The sequence below is a fragment of the Xanthomarina arctica genome, assembly GCF_014638915.1.
Taxonomy (GTDB): Bacteria; Bacteroidota; Bacteroidia; order Flavobacteriales; family Flavobacteriaceae; genus Xanthomarina; species Xanthomarina arctica.
In genome coordinates, this window is the sequence record NZ_BMFQ01000002.1 from 35,606 (window position 1) to 54,699 (window position 19,094).

Annotated in this window: 16 protein-coding genes; 14 read left to right on the top strand and 2 right to left on the bottom strand. The window is 32.9% G+C overall.

Annotated elements, in window-relative coordinates; translation table 11 throughout:
- Positions 1-240 precede the first annotated feature (240 nt).
- The 3 genes from IEV77_RS06555 (at position 241) to IEV77_RS06565 (ending at position 2,474) form a co-directional block, all read left to right on the top strand.
- Positions 241-648: a hypothetical protein gene (locus IEV77_RS06555; protein WP_188463075.1), complete on the top strand. Its 408-nt coding sequence runs from the start codon at positions 241-243 to the stop codon at positions 646-648.
- Between the two features lie 172 nt (positions 649-820).
- A complete protein-coding gene (locus IEV77_RS06560) occupies positions 821-1,543 on the top strand; it encodes a hypothetical protein (RefSeq protein WP_188463077.1) in 723 nt (240 codons plus the stop codon).
- Positions 1,544-2,084: 541 nt separating this feature from the next.
- Positions 2,085-2,474, top strand: a complete 390-nt coding sequence (locus tag IEV77_RS06565) for a hypothetical protein (RefSeq protein WP_188463079.1) — start codon at positions 2,085-2,087, stop codon at positions 2,472-2,474.
- Here IEV77_RS06565 and IEV77_RS06570 read toward each other — a convergent pair.
- Both IEV77_RS06570 and IEV77_RS06575 read right to left on the bottom strand, forming a co-directional pair.
- Complete coding sequence (locus IEV77_RS06570; RefSeq protein ID WP_188463081.1) at positions 2,464-3,381, bottom strand: bifunctional metallophosphatase/5'-nucleotidase; 918 nt, start codon at positions 3,379-3,381, stop codon at positions 2,464-2,466. The genes IEV77_RS06565 and IEV77_RS06570 overlap by 11 nt on opposite strands.
- Position 3,382: 1 nt before the next feature.
- Complete coding sequence (locus tag IEV77_RS06575) at positions 3,383-4,144, bottom strand: 5'-nucleotidase C-terminal domain-containing protein (protein WP_188463083.1); 762 nt, start codon at positions 4,142-4,144, stop codon at positions 3,383-3,385.
- Between the two features lie 72 nt (positions 4,145-4,216).
- Here IEV77_RS06575 and IEV77_RS06580 point away from each other — a divergent pair, with 72 nt between their 5' ends.
- The 11 genes from IEV77_RS06580 to IEV77_RS06630 all read left to right on the top strand — a co-directional run bounded on the left by IEV77_RS06580 (position 4,217) and on the right by IEV77_RS06630 (position 19,094).
- Positions 4,217-4,741, top strand: a complete 525-nt coding sequence (locus IEV77_RS06580; RefSeq protein ID WP_188463085.1) for a DUF6913 domain-containing protein — start codon at positions 4,217-4,219, stop codon at positions 4,739-4,741.
- On the top strand, positions 4,738-5,616 hold the full coding sequence (dapA, locus tag IEV77_RS06585; RefSeq protein WP_188463087.1) for a 4-hydroxy-tetrahydrodipicolinate synthase: 879 nt from the start codon (positions 4,738-4,740) through the stop codon (positions 5,614-5,616). The genes IEV77_RS06580 and dapA overlap by 4 nt, the downstream gene beginning before the upstream one ends.
- A 115-nt stretch (positions 5,617-5,731) precedes the next feature.
- On the top strand, positions 5,732-6,547 hold the full coding sequence (locus IEV77_RS06590) for an outer membrane protein assembly factor BamD (RefSeq protein WP_188463089.1): 816 nt from the start codon (positions 5,732-5,734) through the stop codon (positions 6,545-6,547).
- Positions 6,548-6,557: 10 nt separating this feature from the next.
- A complete protein-coding gene (locus IEV77_RS06595; RefSeq protein WP_188463090.1) occupies positions 6,558-6,887 on the top strand; it encodes a DNA-directed RNA polymerase subunit omega in 330 nt (109 codons plus the stop codon).
- 5 nt (positions 6,888-6,892) lie between these two features.
- The gene (gene coaBC, locus IEV77_RS06600; protein ID WP_188463092.1) at positions 6,893-8,101 is read left to right on the top strand and encodes a bifunctional phosphopantothenoylcysteine decarboxylase/phosphopantothenate--cysteine ligase CoaBC; all 1,209 of its coding nucleotides are present in this window, start codon (positions 6,893-6,895) and stop codon (positions 8,099-8,101) included.
- The gene (gene porD, locus IEV77_RS06605; protein WP_188463094.1) at positions 8,094-8,981 is read left to right on the top strand and encodes a type IX secretion system protein PorD; all 888 of its coding nucleotides are present in this window, start codon (positions 8,094-8,096) and stop codon (positions 8,979-8,981) included. Before coaBC ends, porD begins: the two co-directional genes overlap by 8 nt.
- 94 nt (positions 8,982-9,075) lie before the next feature.
- Positions 9,076-10,728 carry a DNA repair protein RecN gene (recN, locus tag IEV77_RS06610; protein ID WP_188463097.1) on the top strand — a complete coding sequence of 551 codons (1,653 nt, stop codon included), beginning with the start codon at positions 9,076-9,078 and terminating at the stop codon, positions 10,726-10,728.
- 85 nt (positions 10,729-10,813) lie between these two features.
- Positions 10,814-11,638, top strand: a complete 825-nt coding sequence (locus IEV77_RS06615) for an enoyl-ACP reductase FabI (protein WP_188463099.1) — start codon at positions 10,814-10,816, stop codon at positions 11,636-11,638.
- A 211-nt stretch (positions 11,639-11,849) separates the two neighbouring features.
- The gene (locus tag IEV77_RS06620) at positions 11,850-14,318 is read left to right on the top strand and encodes a T9SS-dependent choice-of-anchor J family protein (RefSeq protein ID WP_188463101.1); all 2,469 of its coding nucleotides are present in this window, start codon (positions 11,850-11,852) and stop codon (positions 14,316-14,318) included.
- 167 nt (positions 14,319-14,485) lie between these two features.
- Entirely contained in the window at positions 14,486-16,648 is a 2,163-nt protein-coding gene (locus IEV77_RS06625) for a T9SS type A sorting domain-containing protein (protein ID WP_188463103.1), read from the top strand.
- Between the two features lie 166 nt (positions 16,649-16,814).
- Positions 16,815-19,094, top strand: coding sequence for a T9SS type A sorting domain-containing protein (locus IEV77_RS06630; protein ID WP_188463105.1), 2,280 nt, complete (start codon positions 16,815-16,817; stop codon positions 19,092-19,094).

Below are 19,094 nucleotides of genomic sequence, written 5' to 3' on the forward strand. Positions count from 1 at the left end.
AACATTAATATGGATATGCAAATAGAAATGTTTATTGCTCCTGTTATCACCTTGTTTTATTTGATAAGAGTAAAAAACAAAACCATTTTTTTAACACTATTCCTAATTACTTATTCGATTTCCGATCTTATTAATTTTTACGATCAGGAAAGCTATGTCGAGGTTATGTATTTTATTTGTAATGGCCTATATATGTTGTCGTATATATTTTTACTGTTAGAATTTAATAAAACGGTAAATATGAAAGAGATTTTTAAAAGATTTCCAGTTCATTTAACTGTTCTCGCTTTGCTTAACATTTATATAGTATTTGTAATGGCAACCATTATAAATCCGATAGAGTTTGAGACTAGTAATTTAAGTTTCGTCAGAATTTTTGAACATGTTTATAATATTTTGCTTTTGGGCTTATTAAGCATGTCGTTTTTTAATTATTTATTAAACGAGAACAATAAAGCGCTTCTCTTATTTTCAGGATGCTTGGCATTAACTTTCTTTGAGTTTTTATTAATAGGGTACTATTATCTTTCCGATGAAATGAGTATTATTCGCTTTGTTTCAATTTTATTAGAATTGAGTGCGTTTTTAATGTTTTATTTTTCTGCCACAATAAAAAGGGAAGCTATTGAGTTAAATGATTACGCATAAGAGTTTATAAATTCCTTTCACTAAGTTTTGTTTCTTTTGATGAACAGTTAGTATAATGACAATTCTTCATTTGGAATCCGTCTAAAAAAAACTCATTTCACCGATAAAGTGTGTAATTTATTCGTCAAGTCGTTAATTTTGTATATATTTGCTTTCAATTACTGTTTAATTTATGATTTTAACTAAATCGAATATTCTTATTGCATCCATAATTGCATTGTGCATTTCTTTTGCACTTTTTCAATTTCAGGATGAATATTTTATTTCTAGTATGTCAAAGTCTTTAATTGTACCATTATTTACCTTATTATATTTTATAAACGTAAAAAATAAATCCCCTTATTTTACTTGGTTTCTTTTGTTGTTTTCTTTTTCAGAGTTAATAAATTTTATTTCTTTTTATTTAGATACAGACGAAGCTTTAGATCTCTTTTACTTAGCAGGCAATTCTATCTATATAATTGCCTATATATTATTATTGTTTGAAGTTCTAAAAGGTCTTAAAATGAGTAAAGTAATTAAAGATTATAAGCACCATCTTTTGATACTAGGTTTATTGAATATTTATATTGTATATGTGCTTTTAACAATTGTATATCCAGCCTTTAGTAATACAGATTTGGTCTATATTGAGCTTTTGTATAATGTGGTTATGCTCTTATTACTATCTTTTTCATTAATTGGCTATTTCTATAATGACAATAAAAAAGCCTTACTATTTTTCCTGGGTACCTTGTGTATTGTCTTTTCTGAGTTTATACAAATTGCCTATTTTTATATCATAGATACGGACATGCTTAATTTTGCTTCTACCTTATTGTTTGTATTGGCCTTTTGCTTTTATTATTTCTATTCAAGAGTAAGGAATGAAAAAACCTTTAAGTTATTTAACTAAAAGTTAGCCATGTTTTTCCTTTAAATGGTTTCTAGATTCCCGAAATTTTTTTAACACAAAATTATAATTTTAACACACTTTTCGATGAACTGCACGTTTGTATCGATGTAATTCGTTATATTTGACTCCAACCTACTTATGATTAACTACTGTGAAAGAATGGCTAAAAATTAGTTATAACAGAATATTCCTATGTGTTCTGTTGCTACTTATCCTATTGAATGTTTTTGCTTCCCTAAGTGAAAACCAACTATTATTACAAATTACCAAACCTTTATTTGTACCGGTTTTTATAATGTATTATTTTATAAAGAACAGTTACATATTTATATTGTTTGTGGCGTTTTTCGTGTTATCGTTTATAGGAGATTTTTCTTCGGTATTTTCGTCTAACAACTCCGTACTTAAGGTTTCTAGCTTTGTGTATTTTTTAAGCTATTTAGCGCTTATTATTTATAGCATTTCCAAGTTTAAGCGCATTAGGATAGACCTGGTAATTGCATCGTATTTGCTGGTGGTAATAAGTATAAACTCTTATTTTTTGTATGAATTGTTTGGGATATTAAAAACTCAAATTTCTGATATAACAGAAGTAAATCTCTTTATAGCAAAAAGTGTTTCATTAATAGTTTTGGCTTTTTTATCCTTTGTAATTTATCTAAATTCAGACTCGAAGCAATCCATACTTTTTCTCTTTACGGCCTTGTGCTTTGTCTTTTCAGACGTACTTCATTACATCAGTAATTATTATATCTATAACTGGAGTTTTGTAATGTTAGATAATGTATTACATGCTGTTGGGTTGTTCTTCTTATTTAATTTTATTATTGGTGAAAATAGATTGCGTAAAAAACTATTGGTAACGGAAAGAGTTTCAAACCAAACAATAGCAAACGAAAACGAAACAGGTTATATTTTAACTAGACAATAATCGAAGTTCCGTTAGCGGTTTTATTTTTATCGGAATCAAAGAAGAAATCTATTCTTCCTAAATTAATACCATAGCATCCAACTTGGTTTACTAAGACATCTTTATCTACTATATTTTTGACAATCGTTGGTCTTGGTAAAAAAGTATGTGTATGTCCGCCAATTATTAGATCAATATTTTTAGTGCTTTCTGCTAGTAATAAATCACTTGGTTTTTCTGCGTTATTCTTGTATTCATAACCAATATGGGATAGACAGATTACCAAATCACAATGCTCATCTTCCTTTAAAATACGACTCATATCTTGGGCAATTTCTATAGGATTTAGATATACAGTTTCTTTGTAAAGGTCTTTTATAACCAAACCATCTAACTCAATACCAATTCCAAAAACGCCAATTCTAATGCCATCTTTTATGTATATTTTGTAGGGTTCTACATGAGAATCTAGAACGGTGTTTGAAAAATCGTAATTAGCAGAAATAAAATCGAATTTGGCATGAGGTAATTGAGCATATAAACCATCAATACCATTGTCGAAATCATGATTTCCAATGGTTGCAGCATCATATTTTAATTTACTCATTAATTTAAATTCAAGTTCGCCACCATAATAATTAAAGTAGGGAGTTCCTTGAAAAATATCACCAGCATCTAGCAAAAGGGTATTTGGATTCTCATTTCTAATATCTTGAACCAGACTAGCTCTCCTAGCAATACCACCTTTATTTGGATTTCTACCATCTTCAGGGCCAAAAGGATCTATATGACTATGAACATCATTGGTGTGTAAAATGGTTATTTTAGTTGCTTTAGAAGCAGACATAAAAGAAGGTAATGTTAAGCCCCCAATAGTTGCCAAGGCTGTTGCTGCCGTTGTTTGCTGTATAAAATTTCTTCTTTTCATTCTATTTTTTTAATTTTATAAATCTGTCGTCAATTACAGGGTTTATAGTGTCCATTTTACCGAAATAATCTAAAAAGGTGTTTCTTATTTTATAATTTAAAATGTATAAACTATCACTAGGCTTAAAGAAATTCATGCCATCTCCACCATTGTATAAATAGTCGTTAGTTGCCACATAATAGATTTTAGAAGTGTCAATTGGTTTGTTATTAATACTTGCTTCAAATAAATCATTATTGATGTCAAGTACAATTTTTAATTTAGCAATAGGGTGTGCTCTTTTAGCTTCAACCAAATAAGCGATTAGTTGATTAACTTGGCTTCCTTTTATGGCAGCAACCACAACACTATTTTCAAAAGGCATAATTTCGAAAGCTGTTCTTGCGGTAATATCACCTTTAGAAATTATTGAACGAATTCCTCCATGATTAACTAAAACCATATCGATATCTTTCCCAGTACGTTGCTTAAAAACAGGATTTGTTTGTTCAAAAATAACATCGGCAAATAGATTCCCAATAGCCGTATTTAATTCTCCATCGCTTTTGGAGTACGTGTTCCTTGCAAAGCAAATAACGCTATCCATATCTTTGTTTATATGGTCTCTATAAGGTTTAACAAAAGCTTCAATGCTGGCGTCTGTTTCTATACTATCGGTAATAGCAATTAGTTTTCCTTCAATTCTTGTTAACTGCTGTGGTTCTTGTTTACAACTACAAATAGTTACTAAAAATAATATAGCAAAAAGAGGTTTAAAATTCATGGCGATACATGTGAGTTTTAATAAAATTTTGTCTGTACTTTTACTACCTTTGTAATAAAGTATAAAGATATAATGATTTTAAAGGGTTTAAAAGAAAAATCTATTAAAAAGAATTTAACTACCATTTTAAATAATCGGGAAACTCATTTTAATAATAATAAAATTGAAAGTTTAGGAGTCATTTTAAATGCGGAGGAAACAACCGATTTCGAAGCGATAGAAACCTTTGCAAAGACCTTGAATCTGTCTCCAAATAAATTGAAAATCATCGCGTTTACCGAATTGACAAAAGAGATAACTTGCACATGGGAAAACTGTTTTAATCCGAAAGACTTCACCTGGAACGGCAAAATAAATAACTTAGAACTAAAATCTTTTTTAGATACTAAATTCGATTTATTAATAAGTTATTACGCCAATGATGTTTCAGAATTAAAGTATTTAACGTCTGCTTCCAATGCCCATTTTAAGGTTGGTATATTTCAAAAGGATTCACGTTTAAACGATTTAATAATAAAAACCGATTTCAATAATTTGGAAGCCTTTAAGGTGGAACTAAAAAAATACTTGACGGTATTAAATAAATTAAAAGCATGAAAAACAAATTAACGGGTTTAGGAATAGCCATTGTAACACCTTTTAAAAAAGATCTTTCTGTAGATCATGAGGCGCTCTCAAAAATTGTAAATTTCAATATTGAAAACGGAACTGATTATATCGTTATTAGTGGTACAACTGGAGAAAGCGTTACGGTTAGTAAGCAAGAAAAAAAAGAGATTATCGCTACCATTGTTAAAGCCAATAATAACCGAGTGCCCTTAGTTTTAGGAATAGGAGGTAACCATACAGCTGAAATTATTGAAGAAATTAATACGACAGATTTTACTCATATTTCTGCTATTTTATCTGTTTCTCCAGCTTATAGTAAACCTACTCAAGAAGGAATCTATCAGCATTTCAAAGCCATTTCATTAGCATCGCCAAAACCAATTATTTTATATAATGTGCCAGGAAGAACATCTTCGAACATGTTACCTGATACAGTTATTAGATTGGCTACAGATTTTAAAAATATTATAGCTATAAAAGAAGCAGGCAATAATATGTTTCAATACTTTCTTTTATTAAAAAATAAACCTGAAGATTTCTTAATTATTTCAGGAGACGACGATCTGGCATTATCTGTAATTTTGGCTGGAGGAGCAGGAGTTATTTCTGTACTTGGTCAAGCTTTTCCAGAAAAATTCTCAAAAATGATTCACTTAGGATTAGAGGGAAATGCAAAAGAAGCCTATAAACTTCATTATCAGTTTTTAGATGTTATTTCCTTGATCTTTTCTGAAAATAATCCAGCAGGAATTAAAGCTGTTTTAGAGAGATTGGATCTTTGTGCGGATACGGTAAGATTGCCATTAGTTGTTGCATCCGATTCCCTGAAAAACAAGATTGAGAACTTTTTAAAAAACTTTTAAAAAGTTAAATTATACTTAAACCTGATATAAAGCGTGTTTAAGCAATTATTTTAGCCTAAAATTATATTTTTAAAATCCATTATAATAGCTTAATTTTGCATCCTGTTTAAAAATTATGAAGAAACTTTTTTATTTATTAATAACTTTCGCTGTTTTAAATTCATGTAGCCCATATCAAATAGCTTTAAAAAAGCCTGATATCTCAGAAAAATTTAAAGTAGGTGAAGAACTGTATAATAAAGGAAAATTTGATAAAGCAAACAAACTTTTTGCTCAAATAGTTCCAGAGTATAGAGGAAAACCGCAAGCTGAGAAGCTTATGTTTTTATACTCTAATACGTTTTATGAAATGAAAGATTACTATCTGGCAAGTTACCAGTTCGAAAGATTTGTTTCTGCTTATCCTAATAGTGGAAAAGTTGAGGAAGCTTTCTTTTTAAGTGCTAAAGCGGCTTATATGTTATCTCCTATATTCTCTAAAGATCAAATAGAAACTAGAGATGCTATAGAAAAGTTACAAACTTTTATAAATTTATATCCCAATTCAGAATTTACGCCAGAAGCGAATGAGCTGGTAAGGGAATTAGATTACAAACTAGAAACCAAAGCATTCGAAATTGCTAAACAATATAATACAATTGCGGAATATACTGCAGATTATAATGCATCCATAACGGCGTTCGATAATTTTATTTTAGATTTTCCTGGATCTCCATATAGAGAAGAAGCTTATTTTTACAAATTGGATTCAGCTTATAAATTAGCTATTAACAGTGTGGAAACAAAAAAACAGGATCGTCTGGAAGATGTAAAGATTCATTACAGTAACTATAAAAAGAGTTATAAAGAAGAGTCTAAGTATTTGAAAGAGGCAGAGAAAATGTTGGAACATATTATTAAAGAATTAGAAAAATATAGTACTAAAAGTTAAATTGAATAAAATGGATTTAAAAAAAATCAAAGCTCCTGTTAATACCATTACTTATAATAGAAATATAATAGAGGAACCTACTCAAAATATCTATGAGGCTATCTCTATTGTTTCTAGAAGAGCAGAACAAATTAATTCTGATATTAAAAAAGAATTAATAGAAAAACTTGAAGAGTTTGCTACATTTAACGATAGTCTTGAAGAGATTTTCGAGAACAAAGAACAAATCGAAGTTTCTAAATTTTATGAAAAATTACCTAAGCCTCATGCTTTAGCAGTTCAGGAATGGTTAGATAATAAAATTTATTACAGAAACACAGAAGACGATATTCAAGAATAGATCATATGTCAATACTAAGCGGCAAAAATATACTTCTTGGCATTAGTGCTGGTATTGCTGCTTATAAATCTGCTTCATTGGTTCGGCTTTTTATTAAAGCAGGAGCCAATGTAAAAGTAGTTATTACACCATCTGCAAAAGACTTTGTTACTCCGTTAACACTTTCTACTTTGTCCAAAAACCCTGTTCATTCGTCATTTGTCGACGATGTGGATAGCGAGCTTTGGAACAATCACGTAGAATTAGGTCTTTGGGCAGATTTATTTGTTATAGCTCCTGCTACCGCAAATACCATGTCTAAAATGGCGAATGGCGTTTGTGATAATCTGCTTTTAGCTACTTACCTTTCAGCTAAATGTCCTGTCTATTTTGCACCAGCAATGGATTTGGACATGTACAAACATCCAACAACAAAACAATCCTTTAAGAAATTAGAAAGCTACGGAAACATTATTATTCCAGCAACAAGTGGCGAACTAGCTAGTGGGTTAGTTGGGGAAGGACGCATGGCAGAACCAGAAGATATACTTACTTTTATAGAACAAGATGTTATTGGAAAACTTCCTCTTCGTGGAAAGACTATTCTTATTACAGCTGGCCCAACGTATGAAGCTATAGATCCTGTGCGTTTTATAGGAAATCATTCTAGTGGAAAAATGGGTTTCGAAATTGCTAAAACAGCGGCAAATCTTGGCGCAGAAGTTATTTTAATTACTGGCCCAACTCATTTAACACTAAAACATAGTCTCATTAATGTAATTCCTGTTTTTTCAGCAGAAGACATGTATTTAGAAGCACATAAGTATTTTAATCAAGTAGATGTGGCTATTTTAGCGGCTGCAGTTGCAGATTATAAACCTAAAGAAATTGCCACCCAGAAAATAAAAAAGACAGATGCTACGTTAGTATTACATCTAGAAAAAACAAAAGATATTTTGGCCTCGTTAGGAGTTATTAAAAAACATCAACTTTTGGTAGGTTTTGCTTTAGAAACAGAAAATGAACTTATAAATGCAAAAGCAAAACTAAAAAAGAAGAATTTAAATTTAATTGTATTAAATTCGTTGAAAGATAAAGGTGCTGGATTTAAAACCGATACCAATAAAGTAACCATCATCGACAATAAAGATGTGGTTACAGAATACAAGTTAAAGTCTAAAACGGAAGTCGCTAAAGATCTTCTAAATCAAATTATAAAACAATTACATGGGTAGGATTTTATTATTTTTAATGTTGTTTTGTAGTGTTTCTGGTTACACTCAAGAGTTAAATTGTACTGTAGTAATTAATGCAGAACAAACAGGAAATAGTAATTTGCCAATTTTTAAAACACTGCAAAAACAAATATTTGAATTTGTAAATAATTATAAATGGACAAGTAAAGAGTTTACAGTCCAAGAACGCATTGAATGTTCCATGTATATAAATATTACCGAGTATGCTGGAGATACTTTTAAAGCAACCATTCAAGTACAGTCTGCAAGACCAATTTATGGGTCGTCTTATGCTTCACCTGTACACAACATAAACGACAAGGATTTTACGTTTCGATATTTGGAGTTTCAAAATATGGTATACAACCCAAACTCCTTTGAATCTAATTTAATTTCAGTTCTTGCTTTTCATGTTTATATGGTTTTAGGCATCGATGCAGATACATTTTCGCCAAATGGGGGAGATGCTTATTTTGATCAAGCCCAAAATATTGTAAATTATTCACAAGGTGATAACTCGAAAGGCTGGAAATTAAGCGACGGATCACAAAGTAGATATGTTTTAGTAACAGATATGTTGTCTCAAACGTTCGAAGATTACAGAAAAGTAATGTATCAATACCATAGAAACGGTTTAGATTATATGAACGACAATCAAAAGGAAGCTAAATTGAATATTTCAAATGCCTTAATAACTTTAGAGGCAATGAATAGAGTAAGGCCTAATTCTTTCATTATGCGTACTTTTTTCGATGCCAAAACAGACGAAATTCAAGATATTTTTAGTTCTGGACCTAGTGTTGAAATTACCAAGTTGGTTAGCGTATTGAACAATGTAGCTCCAACCTATTCTAGCAATTGGCGAAATATTAAATTCTAATATTTTCTGAAAATTTTCTGGCACTTTTATAATGATTTTTCAGTATCACATTTCTTGAAATTATTTATCTTTAACCTAAATTCCAGAATATCCTTTGATTACATCTCTATCCATAAAAAATTATGCTTTAATAGATAGCCTTCAGGTGCAGTTTAGCCAAGGCTTTTCTATAATTACTGGTGAAACAGGAGCGGGAAAATCCATTCTGTTAGGCGGTTTATCTTTAATTCTAGGGAAAAGAGCAGATTTAAGTAGCATCAAGGATGTCTCTAAAAAATGTATTTTAGAAGCTGTTTTTGATATCACCAATTACAATTTAAAAAAATTGTTTGAAGCCAACGATATAGATTACGAGCCTCAAACTATTATTAGAAGAGAGATATTACCATCAGGGAAATCTCGAGCTTTTATAAACGATTCGCCAGTTAATTTAAACGTTTTACAGCTTTTAAGCGAACAGCTTATCGATATCCATTCGCAACACGAAACGCTTCAGTTAGTGGACGATTCCTTTCAATTCGAAATTATTGATGCCTTTGCTAAAAATGACGGTGTATTAAAAACATACGCCCTTCATCTTAAAGAGCATAAAATGGTTCAAAAAGAATTGGATGTATTATTGAAATTTAAGGCAGAAGCCATTAAGGAATACGAATACAATTCTTTTTTACTGAAAGAATTAACCGAAGCCAATTTGGTTGAAGGAGAACAGGAAGTACTAGAAGAAGAATATGAAACTTTAAATAATATTGAAGAAATTAGTGAATCTCTTTTACACTCTAATCAATTACTAAGTAATGAGGAGACGGGTGTTTTGTCTATTTTGAATCAATTAAAAAGTAATTTTAAAAAGATAAGTCCTTATTCAAATAAGTATCAAAATTTATTTGAAAGAATGGATAGTAGTTTTATAGAGTTAGACGATGTATTTACAGAAATGGAAAGGCTTCAAGAACAATTGGAAGCAGATCCAGAACGTCTGGAAAAAGTAAATTCTAAATTGCTATTACTCAATAATTTATTTAAGAAACATTTGGTTTCAACGGTTTTAGAGTTAATTCAAGTAAGAGAAGTTCTTTCTGAAAAAGTTTCAGAAACTGAAAATTTAGATGAAAATATTCAGAAGAAAGAAAAAGAATTAAAAACGAAGAATGAAGCTTTAAACAAACTTTCTAAAGAGCTTCATGACAACCGTACCAAAGCTATTCCAAAATTGTCTGAACAGCTAGAAACTATTTTGAAAGATCTAGGCATGCCAAATGCTAAGTTTCAGATTAGCCTTAATTATGGGAATACGTTTTTTACAAATGGTAAAGACGATTTATCATTTTTGTTCACAGCCAATAAAGGAGGTCAGTTTAACGAACTTAAAAAAGCAGCTTCCGGAGGTGAATTATCCAGAATAATGTTAGCAATAAAATCTATCTTATCTAAATATAAGCAACTACCTACCATTATGTTCGATGAAATCGATTCTGGAGTTTCTGGAGAGATTTCGAATAAAATGGGACAGATTATGTTGCAAATGAGTCAATATATGCAGGTTTTTGCCATTACGCATCTACCACAAATTGCAGCAAAAGGCCACACACATTTTAAAGTATATAAGGAAGATGTGGAAAATGTAACAGTAACAAACCTTAAGAAATTAAATCACGACGAACGTTTGGTTGAAATAGCTCAAATGTTAGGTGGTATTGAAATTTCAACTTCAGCATTGGCTCATGCCAAGCAGTTGCTCAATTAAAAAAATAAAATTTAAGTTTGTAGTTGAAAGTTTTATTAACTTTGACTTTTTAAGAACGTAATACCAATCAAAAATAACTAGTACTATGTCATACAACTTATTAAAAGGAAAAAGAGGAATTATATTTGGAGCGCTTGACGAAAATTCTATTGCATGGAAAACAGCCGAACGTATTCATGAAGAAGGAGGGACATTTGTTTTAACCAATGCACCAGTAGCTTTAAGAATGGGCCAAATTAATGCCTTAGCAGAAAAAACAGGTTCACAAGTTATTCCTGCAGATGCAACTTCTCTGGAAGATTTAGAAAATTTGATAGAAAAGTCTGTAGAGATTTTAGGAGGTAAGCTGGATTTTGTATTACATTCTATTGGTATGTCCATAAATGTTAGAAAAGGAAATTCCTATATGGATCAGAACTATGATTGGACACAAAAAGGAACTGATATTTCAGCCATGTCTTTTCATAAAGTAATGCAAACATTATATAAAAAGGATGCCATGAATAAATGGGGAAGTATTGTTGCTTTAACTTATATGGCTGCGCAACGTGTATTTCCAGATTATAACGATATGGCAGATAATAAAGCCTATTTAGAAAGTGTTGCTCGTAGTTTTGGATATTTCTTTGGAAAAGATAAAACAGTTCGTGTTAATACCATTTCGCAATCTCCAACGCCTACAACAGCTGGTTCTGGTGTAAAAGGGTTCGATGGATTTATTGCTTATGCAGATAAAATGTCGCCTTTAGGAAACGCCACAGCTTTAGACTGTGCCAATTACACAGTAGCTATGTTTAGCGACTTAACTAAAATGGTCACCCTACAGAATCTTTTCCATGATGGCGGATTTAGTAATATGGGAGTAAGTAATGAAGTTATGGAAGCCTTTATTAAAGGAGTAGAAGAATAAAATTGTTTTAATATAAAATAGTAAAAGCGAGTCATATTTTTATGGCTCGCTTTTTTTTGTAAAAAAATATAATAACTCATTTTGTCATAAATTGTAAGAAATGTATTTCGTCGTTAAAAAAAGATTTTTATCGATTTATTTGATTTAACACTTCCTTAACTAATAATTATCAATATTTTTAGCTTCTAATCAATAAATTACTTAATTAATTATGAAAAAAATTACATTTTTATTATTTGCATTTGTTGCCTTTTGTTGGCAAGCTAATGCACAATTCACGGAGAGTTTTGAAACAGATATTCCAGCAACATGGACAGTTATTAATAATGGAAGTACACCTGGATGGGTTTATAACGGAGCGCCAGCTGGAGGAGCTGAAGATGGGACTGGAGTAGCTAGCATTTCATTTGGTTCTATAGCACATGACGATTATTTAATTACACCGGGTATAGCTGTAACAGCGGGTGTAAATGATAGATTGTCTTTGTATATTAAATCTAGAAGTGCTACTTTTTTAGAGGCTTATGAGATTTTGTTGTCAACAACAGATGCAACTGCTGGAGCTTTTACGGAGGAATTACAGGCCTCAAGTGAAGCGCCTAACGCATGGACTCCTCTTTCTTTTGACCTAAGTGGATATGTAGGATCTACAGTTTATGTAGCAGTACGTGCAACTGGTACCGATGAGTTTGCATTATATGTAGATAATGTGGTGAGTGATACTCCTCCTAGTTGTTTTCAACCAACCGCATTGACTGCTAATACTATCTCTACAACCGATGTAGATATTACTTGGACGGCTGGAGCTGGAGAAACTGCATGGAATTATGAATATGGTCCTGCAGGATTTACAATGGGTACAGGTGGTACAACTGGTAGTACGACAGTACCTAGCTTAACTCTTTCTGGTTTAACAGCAGGAGATTATGATATTTATGTGCAATCAGATTGTGGTTCTGGAGATTTAAGCCTTTGGACGGATGCAATCAGTTGGACTCAACCAAGTAATGTTGGTGATATTTGTTCATTACCATTAATAGCTACTTTAGAAGCTGATTGTTCTACTGCTACAGCCAACACAATTGATTATGCGGTTGCAAGTGCGGATTTAAGTTCTGTTACTTGTTCTACTGCAACAAGTAATGGTGCATGGTATGAAATTACAACTTCAGATTCTGGAGCTATTAGACTTTATACTACTGGTGATGTTTCAGGTATGGCAGTTTTCTCAGATTGTGGAACTGAATTATATTGTAATAGCACATTGGTTCCTGATTTTAGTTTATCAGGTTTTGCTCCTAATACAGCTTATTTAGTTGCTGTTTGGAAAGATGCGGCTACTACTGGAACCTCTACGGTTTGTTTTGAAGATATTGCTTGTCTTTTTGTGACCGATTTCACTGTAACTAGTGTTACCCAAACTTCAATGGAAATTGGATGGACAGAAAATGGCACAGCTACTGCTTGGGATGTTGAATATGGTATAACTGGTTTTACACCTACAGGAACACCTACGCTTGATGATGTATCTAATCCTTACAGTGTAACAAATTTATTAGCAGCTACTACATATGATTTTTACGTTCGTGCGGATTGTGGAATGAATAATACAGATGTAAGTGTTTATAATGGGCCATTTATCGTTACAACATTATCGGCTCCACCAGCAAACGATGATTGTTCTGGTGCTACCCCTTTAACTGTGGATGCAGATTTATCTTGCTCAAATCCAGTTGCGGGTACAACTATAGGGTCTACTCAAAGTCTTCCTGGTTGTTTAGGTACTGCTAATGATGATGTTTGGTATTCATTTGTTGCTACTGGAACTACTCATGTAATTACTATAGCTAACACAGCTGGTAGTTCAGATATAGTTACTGAGGTTTTTGATGGATGTGGTGGAAATAGTTTAATGTGTCAAGATACTCCTAATTCACCTCTTACTGTAACAGGTTTAACAGCAGGGAACACCTATTATTTTAGAATATATACATGGTCTTCTACTGCATCTCTTACTACTAGTTTTACTGTTTGTGTCGGAACTCCAGAACCAGCTCCAGCAAATGATGAATGTGTTGACGCAGAAGTTATAAACTGTGGTGATATGGTCAGTGGTTCTACTGTGTCTGCTACTAATTCTGGTAATAATACATCAAATGATGTATGGTATGTTTTAGCAGGAACTGCTGTTGATCAAGAAATAACAGCTAGTTTATGTGGCTCAGATTTCGATACGTATATTAGAATCTTCGATGCTTGCGCTGGAACTCAAGTGGCATTTAATGATGACAATTCTGCTGCTTGTGGTACTGGTGGGAATTCTGAAGTAACATTTACTTCAGACGGAGTAACTACTTATTATATTATGGTTGAAGGATACAGTACTAATAATGGTAATTTTGATTTAGCCATTACTTGTTCCACTATAGGAATTCAAGACTACAATGCAAGTGAGTTATTTACTTACTATCCAAACCCGGTAAACAATACATTATCTTTAAGAGGTGTTAAAGCCATTCAAAATGTAGCTGTTTACAACATGTTAGGACAAGAAGTTTTACGTTCAGCTCCTAATACAGTTGATAGTGATTTAGATATGTCAAGTCTTAATGCAGGAACTTACTTTGTAAGAGTAACTGTTGAAAACGCGACTAAAACAATTAAAATTATCAAGAAATAAACTGATTATTTCTCATCAATATTTAAAAGCCACTCTAACGAGTGGCTTTTTTTATGTTTGATTTCGTCGTATAAATCTTACTTTCATCGATAAATCTGGAAGGAGCCATTTAGTTCTATATTAAATTGCTATTTTTAGTTAAATATTAACTAACTAACCAAAATTTTATGAAAAAAATTACATTTTTATTTGCCTTTCTATTGACTCTTGTTGGCTATCAGTCACATGCTCAATATGGATGTGCTTCTGGTATTCCCATAACAGATGGGTATACTGCAACTGGAATAACCTCTCCAGGAACTGGAGGTCCTGAAGATTGGAATGATCCAAATCCTTCAACAATTAATATGTGTCAAAATGCTACAGGTGCGGCTTTAAGTCCATCTTATTTTGCTGATGATGTGTACTTGTTTACCTATACTGCTGGCGCAAATGATGAAGAAGTCTCAATGACAATCAACTCTCTTACTACCTGGACTGGTTTGGGTATTTTTGCTTCATGTACTGGTACCTTTTTAGATGATTGTATGGGGTCTAGTGGTAGTACAAGTGGAGGTGTTCTAACTGCCACGGCCACCGTGTCTTCTGGGCAAACAGTTTATATTGCCGTGGGACAATGGGGAACGCCAAATGCTTTAAATTTTGATGTAACTTCTTTTTCTGCCATTCCTTTGGTTAATCCTCCTTCTTGTACAATATTAAGTGCTCCATTAGATGGTGCTACTGATGTTGCAATTATTGGAAACCTTACATGGGCTTCGGCAACTGGCGGAGCAACAGAGTATAACTTGGAGGTAGGAACTTCTTCCGGAGCATCTGATGTTTTTTCTGGTGCTGTAGGAAATGTAACAACCTATAACGTTGGGACTCTTGCATATTCTTCAACATATTTTGTTACAATTACACCTTCTAATGCGAATGGTCCTGCAACTGGTTGTACTGAAGAAAGTTTTATGACCATAGCGCCACCTCCAACTGGCTCTATTTGTTCAGACCCAATAGTTATAGGTTCATTGCCTTACTCAGTATCAGACAATACCGCTAACTATGGTGATGATTACAGTGGAGCTCCTGGAACAACTTGTGGAACAACTTCTGCATATTTAGGTGGAGATGATGTAGTTTATGCATACACAGCAACATCTGATACTGCTATCAATGTATCTATGTCACCAACAGCAACCTGGTCGGGTATTTTTGTTTATACAGATTGTGCTGATATTGGTGTAGCTTGTGCAAACGGAATTGCAAATTCTGCTACTACCGAAAGAAATTTTGATTTAAATGTAACCACAGGAACAACTTATTATTTTGTTATTTCAACCTATCCTTCACCTCAATCAACAGAGTACAGTTTGGTAATTACAGAAAACACTTGTGTTGGAGCGACAGTTGTTTATACAGTTGTTAATGACTGCGATTTAAGCGGTGGTTTCTTAATAGATGTTGAAGTAACTGATATGGGAAGTGCCACATCCTTAACTGTTTCTGACGATCAAGGAAGTGCTTCTCAACAATTTACAAGTGTGGGAACAATGCAATTTGGACCTTACACAAATGCTACGGATGTGATTTTTACAGTAGATGATGAAGGTGATGATGATAGTTGTACGCTTACTAGTTCTGCTCTTACACAAGTAGCCTGTCCTCCAGCGAATGATGAGTGTGCTGATGCTACTGCTTTGATTCCAGGTGCAACTTATGGAGAAAATGCAGTTGATGGTATTTTAGTTGGTGCAACATATTCAGGTTTTACTAACACTTGTGGAGGAACTACTGCTATTAGTAATGATGTTTGGTATTCTGTTGTTGTTCCAGCTGATGGAAATATTACAATTGAAACTGGAGCTGACATTGCAACTTCCAACCCAGGAAATGACACTGCTTTCGAAGTTTACAGTGGAGATTGTGGGACCTTAACTTCTTTGGGTTGTGATGATGATGGAGCTGCTACAGGTCTTTTTTCTTTATTAGATTTAACTGGTTTAACTCCTGATTCAACTATTTATGTTAGAGTTTGGGGTTATCTTAATACACAACTTGAGCCATTTTCAATTTCGGCTTATAATTTAAGTTTATCAATTAATGAATTGAGTATAGAGAATTTGTTTTCTTACTATCCAAACCCTGTAAACAACACATTCTCATTAAGAGCTGTTAAAGCCATACAAAATGTAGCTGTTTATAACATGTTAGGACAAGAAGTTTTACGTTCAGCCCCTAATACAGTTGATAGTGATTTAGATATGTCAAGTCTTAATGCAGGAACTTACTTTGTAAAAGTAACTATCGAAAATGCGACTAAAACAATTAAAATTATCAAGAAATAAACTGATTATTTCTAATCAATATTTAAAAGCCACTCGTTAGAGTGGCTTTTTTATGTTTCATTTCGTCGTATAAATCTTACTTTTATCGATAAATCGGGAAGGAGCCATTTAGTTCTATATTAAATTGCTATTTTTAGTTAAATATTAACTAACTAACCAAAATTTTATGAAAAAAATTACATTTTTATTTTCTTTTTGTTTGCTAACGCTTGGAGCCTTCGCTCAAACGGTGCAAACTTTTACAGCAAGTGGGCAGGATGATGATCCAACCGTGTTAACAATTCTTCCAGGTGATATTACTGTTAATGGAGCGAACCCTATTACGGCATTAAGCCTGACAAATTTCTCAGTACATTATTACACACCAGATGGCGATGATACATGGTGTGGAAGCTGGTATGATTTTGATCTAGCTATTGTAGGTGGCGCTGCTGATGGAACAAATATTATTGGTGGTTGTTCACCAGATTTTGAAATTGCAGATGTATTAGATTTTACCTCTATAACTTTAACGTCTAATACCATAGATTCTTGGTCTGATCTTATTTACATGTATGTAGATTTATCAGTAACATTTACTGCCTCTGAACCACCTGTGTGTAATGCGGTATTAACCAATCCGCTAAATGGTGAGACTATTGCTAGTAATGACGGAAATATTGAATGGAGCGCCGCTACTGGTGGAGTAGATGGATATTATTTAACTGTTGGAACTACCTCAGGTGGTTCTGAATTTTTAGCAACAACAGATGTTGGTAATGTAACAACTTATGAACTTGGTATCTTAACAGGAGGTATTACGTATTATGTTAATATTGTGCCTTACAATCCTATAGGTTCTGCTACTTCATGTACAGAATATAGTTTTACAGTTGCTGAAGTTCCAGGCTGTGCAATAAACCCAGAACCAGCAGATGGGGCTGTAGGTGTACCAGTTGGAAATGTTACTTTTTCTTGGGAAGCTCCAACTTCTGGGCCAACTCCAACATCGTATAATTTATATGCAGGAGAAACTCCTACTGGAGATGATTATGGTCTGATTGCAAATTTTACAGATTTTAATGCAGCACTTACGCTAAATGGTTATGATTTAGAATTGTTTTGGATTGTAAAACCTGTTAACGGAACTACCGAAGCTACAGGATGTCCAGTTTGGAGCTTTATAACAGAATCTGCACCACCAACCCCAGCAAATAACGAATGTGCGGATGCTGAAACTATAAATTGTGGAGACACTGTAAGTGGTTATACTACAACTGCAACGGATAATGGAGGTTATAATGCCTCTAATGATGTTTGGTATGTATTGGCCGGAACTGCTAATGGAGAAGAAATAACTGCTAGTTTATGTGGTTCAGATTATGATACTTACATCAGTGTCTATGATGCATGTGGGGGTAATGTAGTTGCTGGTAATGATGATTTTTGTAGTGTTCAATCACAAGTGACATTTACTTCAGATGGATCATCTACTTATTACATTGCAGTAGAGGGATATGGTACTGGTAGTGGTAATTTTGATCTAGCTGTAACCTGTGTTCCACCACCAGCCTGTGTTGAACCTACATTCACTATTGCATTAGGAGCAAACAATTGCCCTACGGAAGAATATTATGTAGATGTTGTTGTTACTAATTTAGGAACAGGTGCTGCTGTAGATATTTCTGATGATTCAGGGGTTATTCAAACAGCTGTTGGACTAGGTTCCTATTCTTTTGGCCCGTATGCGGCAGCAACTGATGTAAATATAACTGTTGAAGACGCGGCTGGAGATACTTGTAGTGCAACAGATTCTATCACAACACCTTTAGCATGCCCTCCAGCTAATGACCTATGTGTAAACGCGGAAATTGTATATTGTGGAGATGTAATTAATGGTTCTACAATATCTGCTACAGACACTGGTAATAATGCTTCAAACGATGTATGGTATTCTTTAGCAGGTACTACAGACGGAGAAGAGATATCTATTAGTTTATGTGGTTCAGATTTTGATACTTATCTAAGAGTATTTGATGCATGTTCAGGAACGGAAGTCGTTTCAAATGATGATGATTTTTGTGATGGCTCTATTGCTGTTCAATCTGCAGTAACTTTTACCTCAGACGGAACATCTACTTATTATATCATGGTTGAAGGTTACAGTAGTAATAATGGTAATTTTGTTCTAACTGTAGGAACATGCTCTACTGTTGGAATTGAAGAATACAATGCAAGTGAATTGTTTAGCTATTATCCAAACCCTGTTAATAGTACATTAAATTTAAGAGGACAAAAAGCTATTCAAAATGTAGCTATTTACAATATGTTAGGTCAAGAGGTATTACGTACATCTCCTAATGCAGTTGATAGTGCTTTAGATATGTCAAGTCTTAATGCAGGAACTTACTTTGTAAAAGTAACTATTGAGAATATAACTAAAACGATTAAAGTGATTAAGAAATAA

Coding starts and splice junctions, on each gene's coding strand:
- coaBC (WP_188463092.1), top strand. CDS start 6,893: ATGTCAATACTAAGCGGCAAAAATATACTTCTTGGCATTAGTGCTGGT.
- IEV77_RS06575 (WP_188463083.1), bottom strand. CDS start 4,144: ATGAATTTTAAACCTCTTTTTGCTATATTATTTTTAGTAACTATTTGT.
- IEV77_RS06625 (WP_188463103.1), top strand. CDS start 14,486: ATGAAAAAAATTACATTTTTATTTGCCTTTCTATTGACTCTTGTTGGC.
- IEV77_RS06595 (WP_188463090.1), top strand. CDS start 6,558: ATGGATTTAAAAAAAATCAAAGCTCCTGTTAATACCATTACTTATAAT.
- IEV77_RS06555 (WP_188463075.1), top strand. CDS start 241: ATGAAAGAGATTTTTAAAAGATTTCCAGTTCATTTAACTGTTCTCGCT.
- porD (WP_188463094.1), top strand. CDS start 8,094: ATGGGTAGGATTTTATTATTTTTAATGTTGTTTTGTAGTGTTTCTGGT.
- dapA (WP_188463087.1), top strand. CDS start 4,738: ATGAAAAACAAATTAACGGGTTTAGGAATAGCCATTGTAACACCTTTT.
- IEV77_RS06560 (WP_188463077.1), top strand. CDS start 821: ATGATTTTAACTAAATCGAATATTCTTATTGCATCCATAATTGCATTG.
- IEV77_RS06590 (WP_188463089.1), top strand. CDS start 5,732: ATGAAGAAACTTTTTTATTTATTAATAACTTTCGCTGTTTTAAATTCA.
- IEV77_RS06615 (WP_188463099.1), top strand. CDS start 10,814: ATGTCATACAACTTATTAAAAGGAAAAAGAGGAATTATATTTGGAGCG.
- IEV77_RS06620 (WP_188463101.1), top strand. CDS start 11,850: ATGAAAAAAATTACATTTTTATTATTTGCATTTGTTGCCTTTTGTTGG.
- IEV77_RS06630 (WP_188463105.1), top strand. CDS start 16,815: ATGAAAAAAATTACATTTTTATTTTCTTTTTGTTTGCTAACGCTTGGA.
- IEV77_RS06570 (WP_188463081.1), bottom strand. CDS start 3,381: ATGAAAAGAAGAAATTTTATACAGCAAACAACGGCAGCAACAGCCTTG.
- IEV77_RS06580 (WP_188463085.1), top strand. CDS start 4,217: ATGATTTTAAAGGGTTTAAAAGAAAAATCTATTAAAAAGAATTTAACT.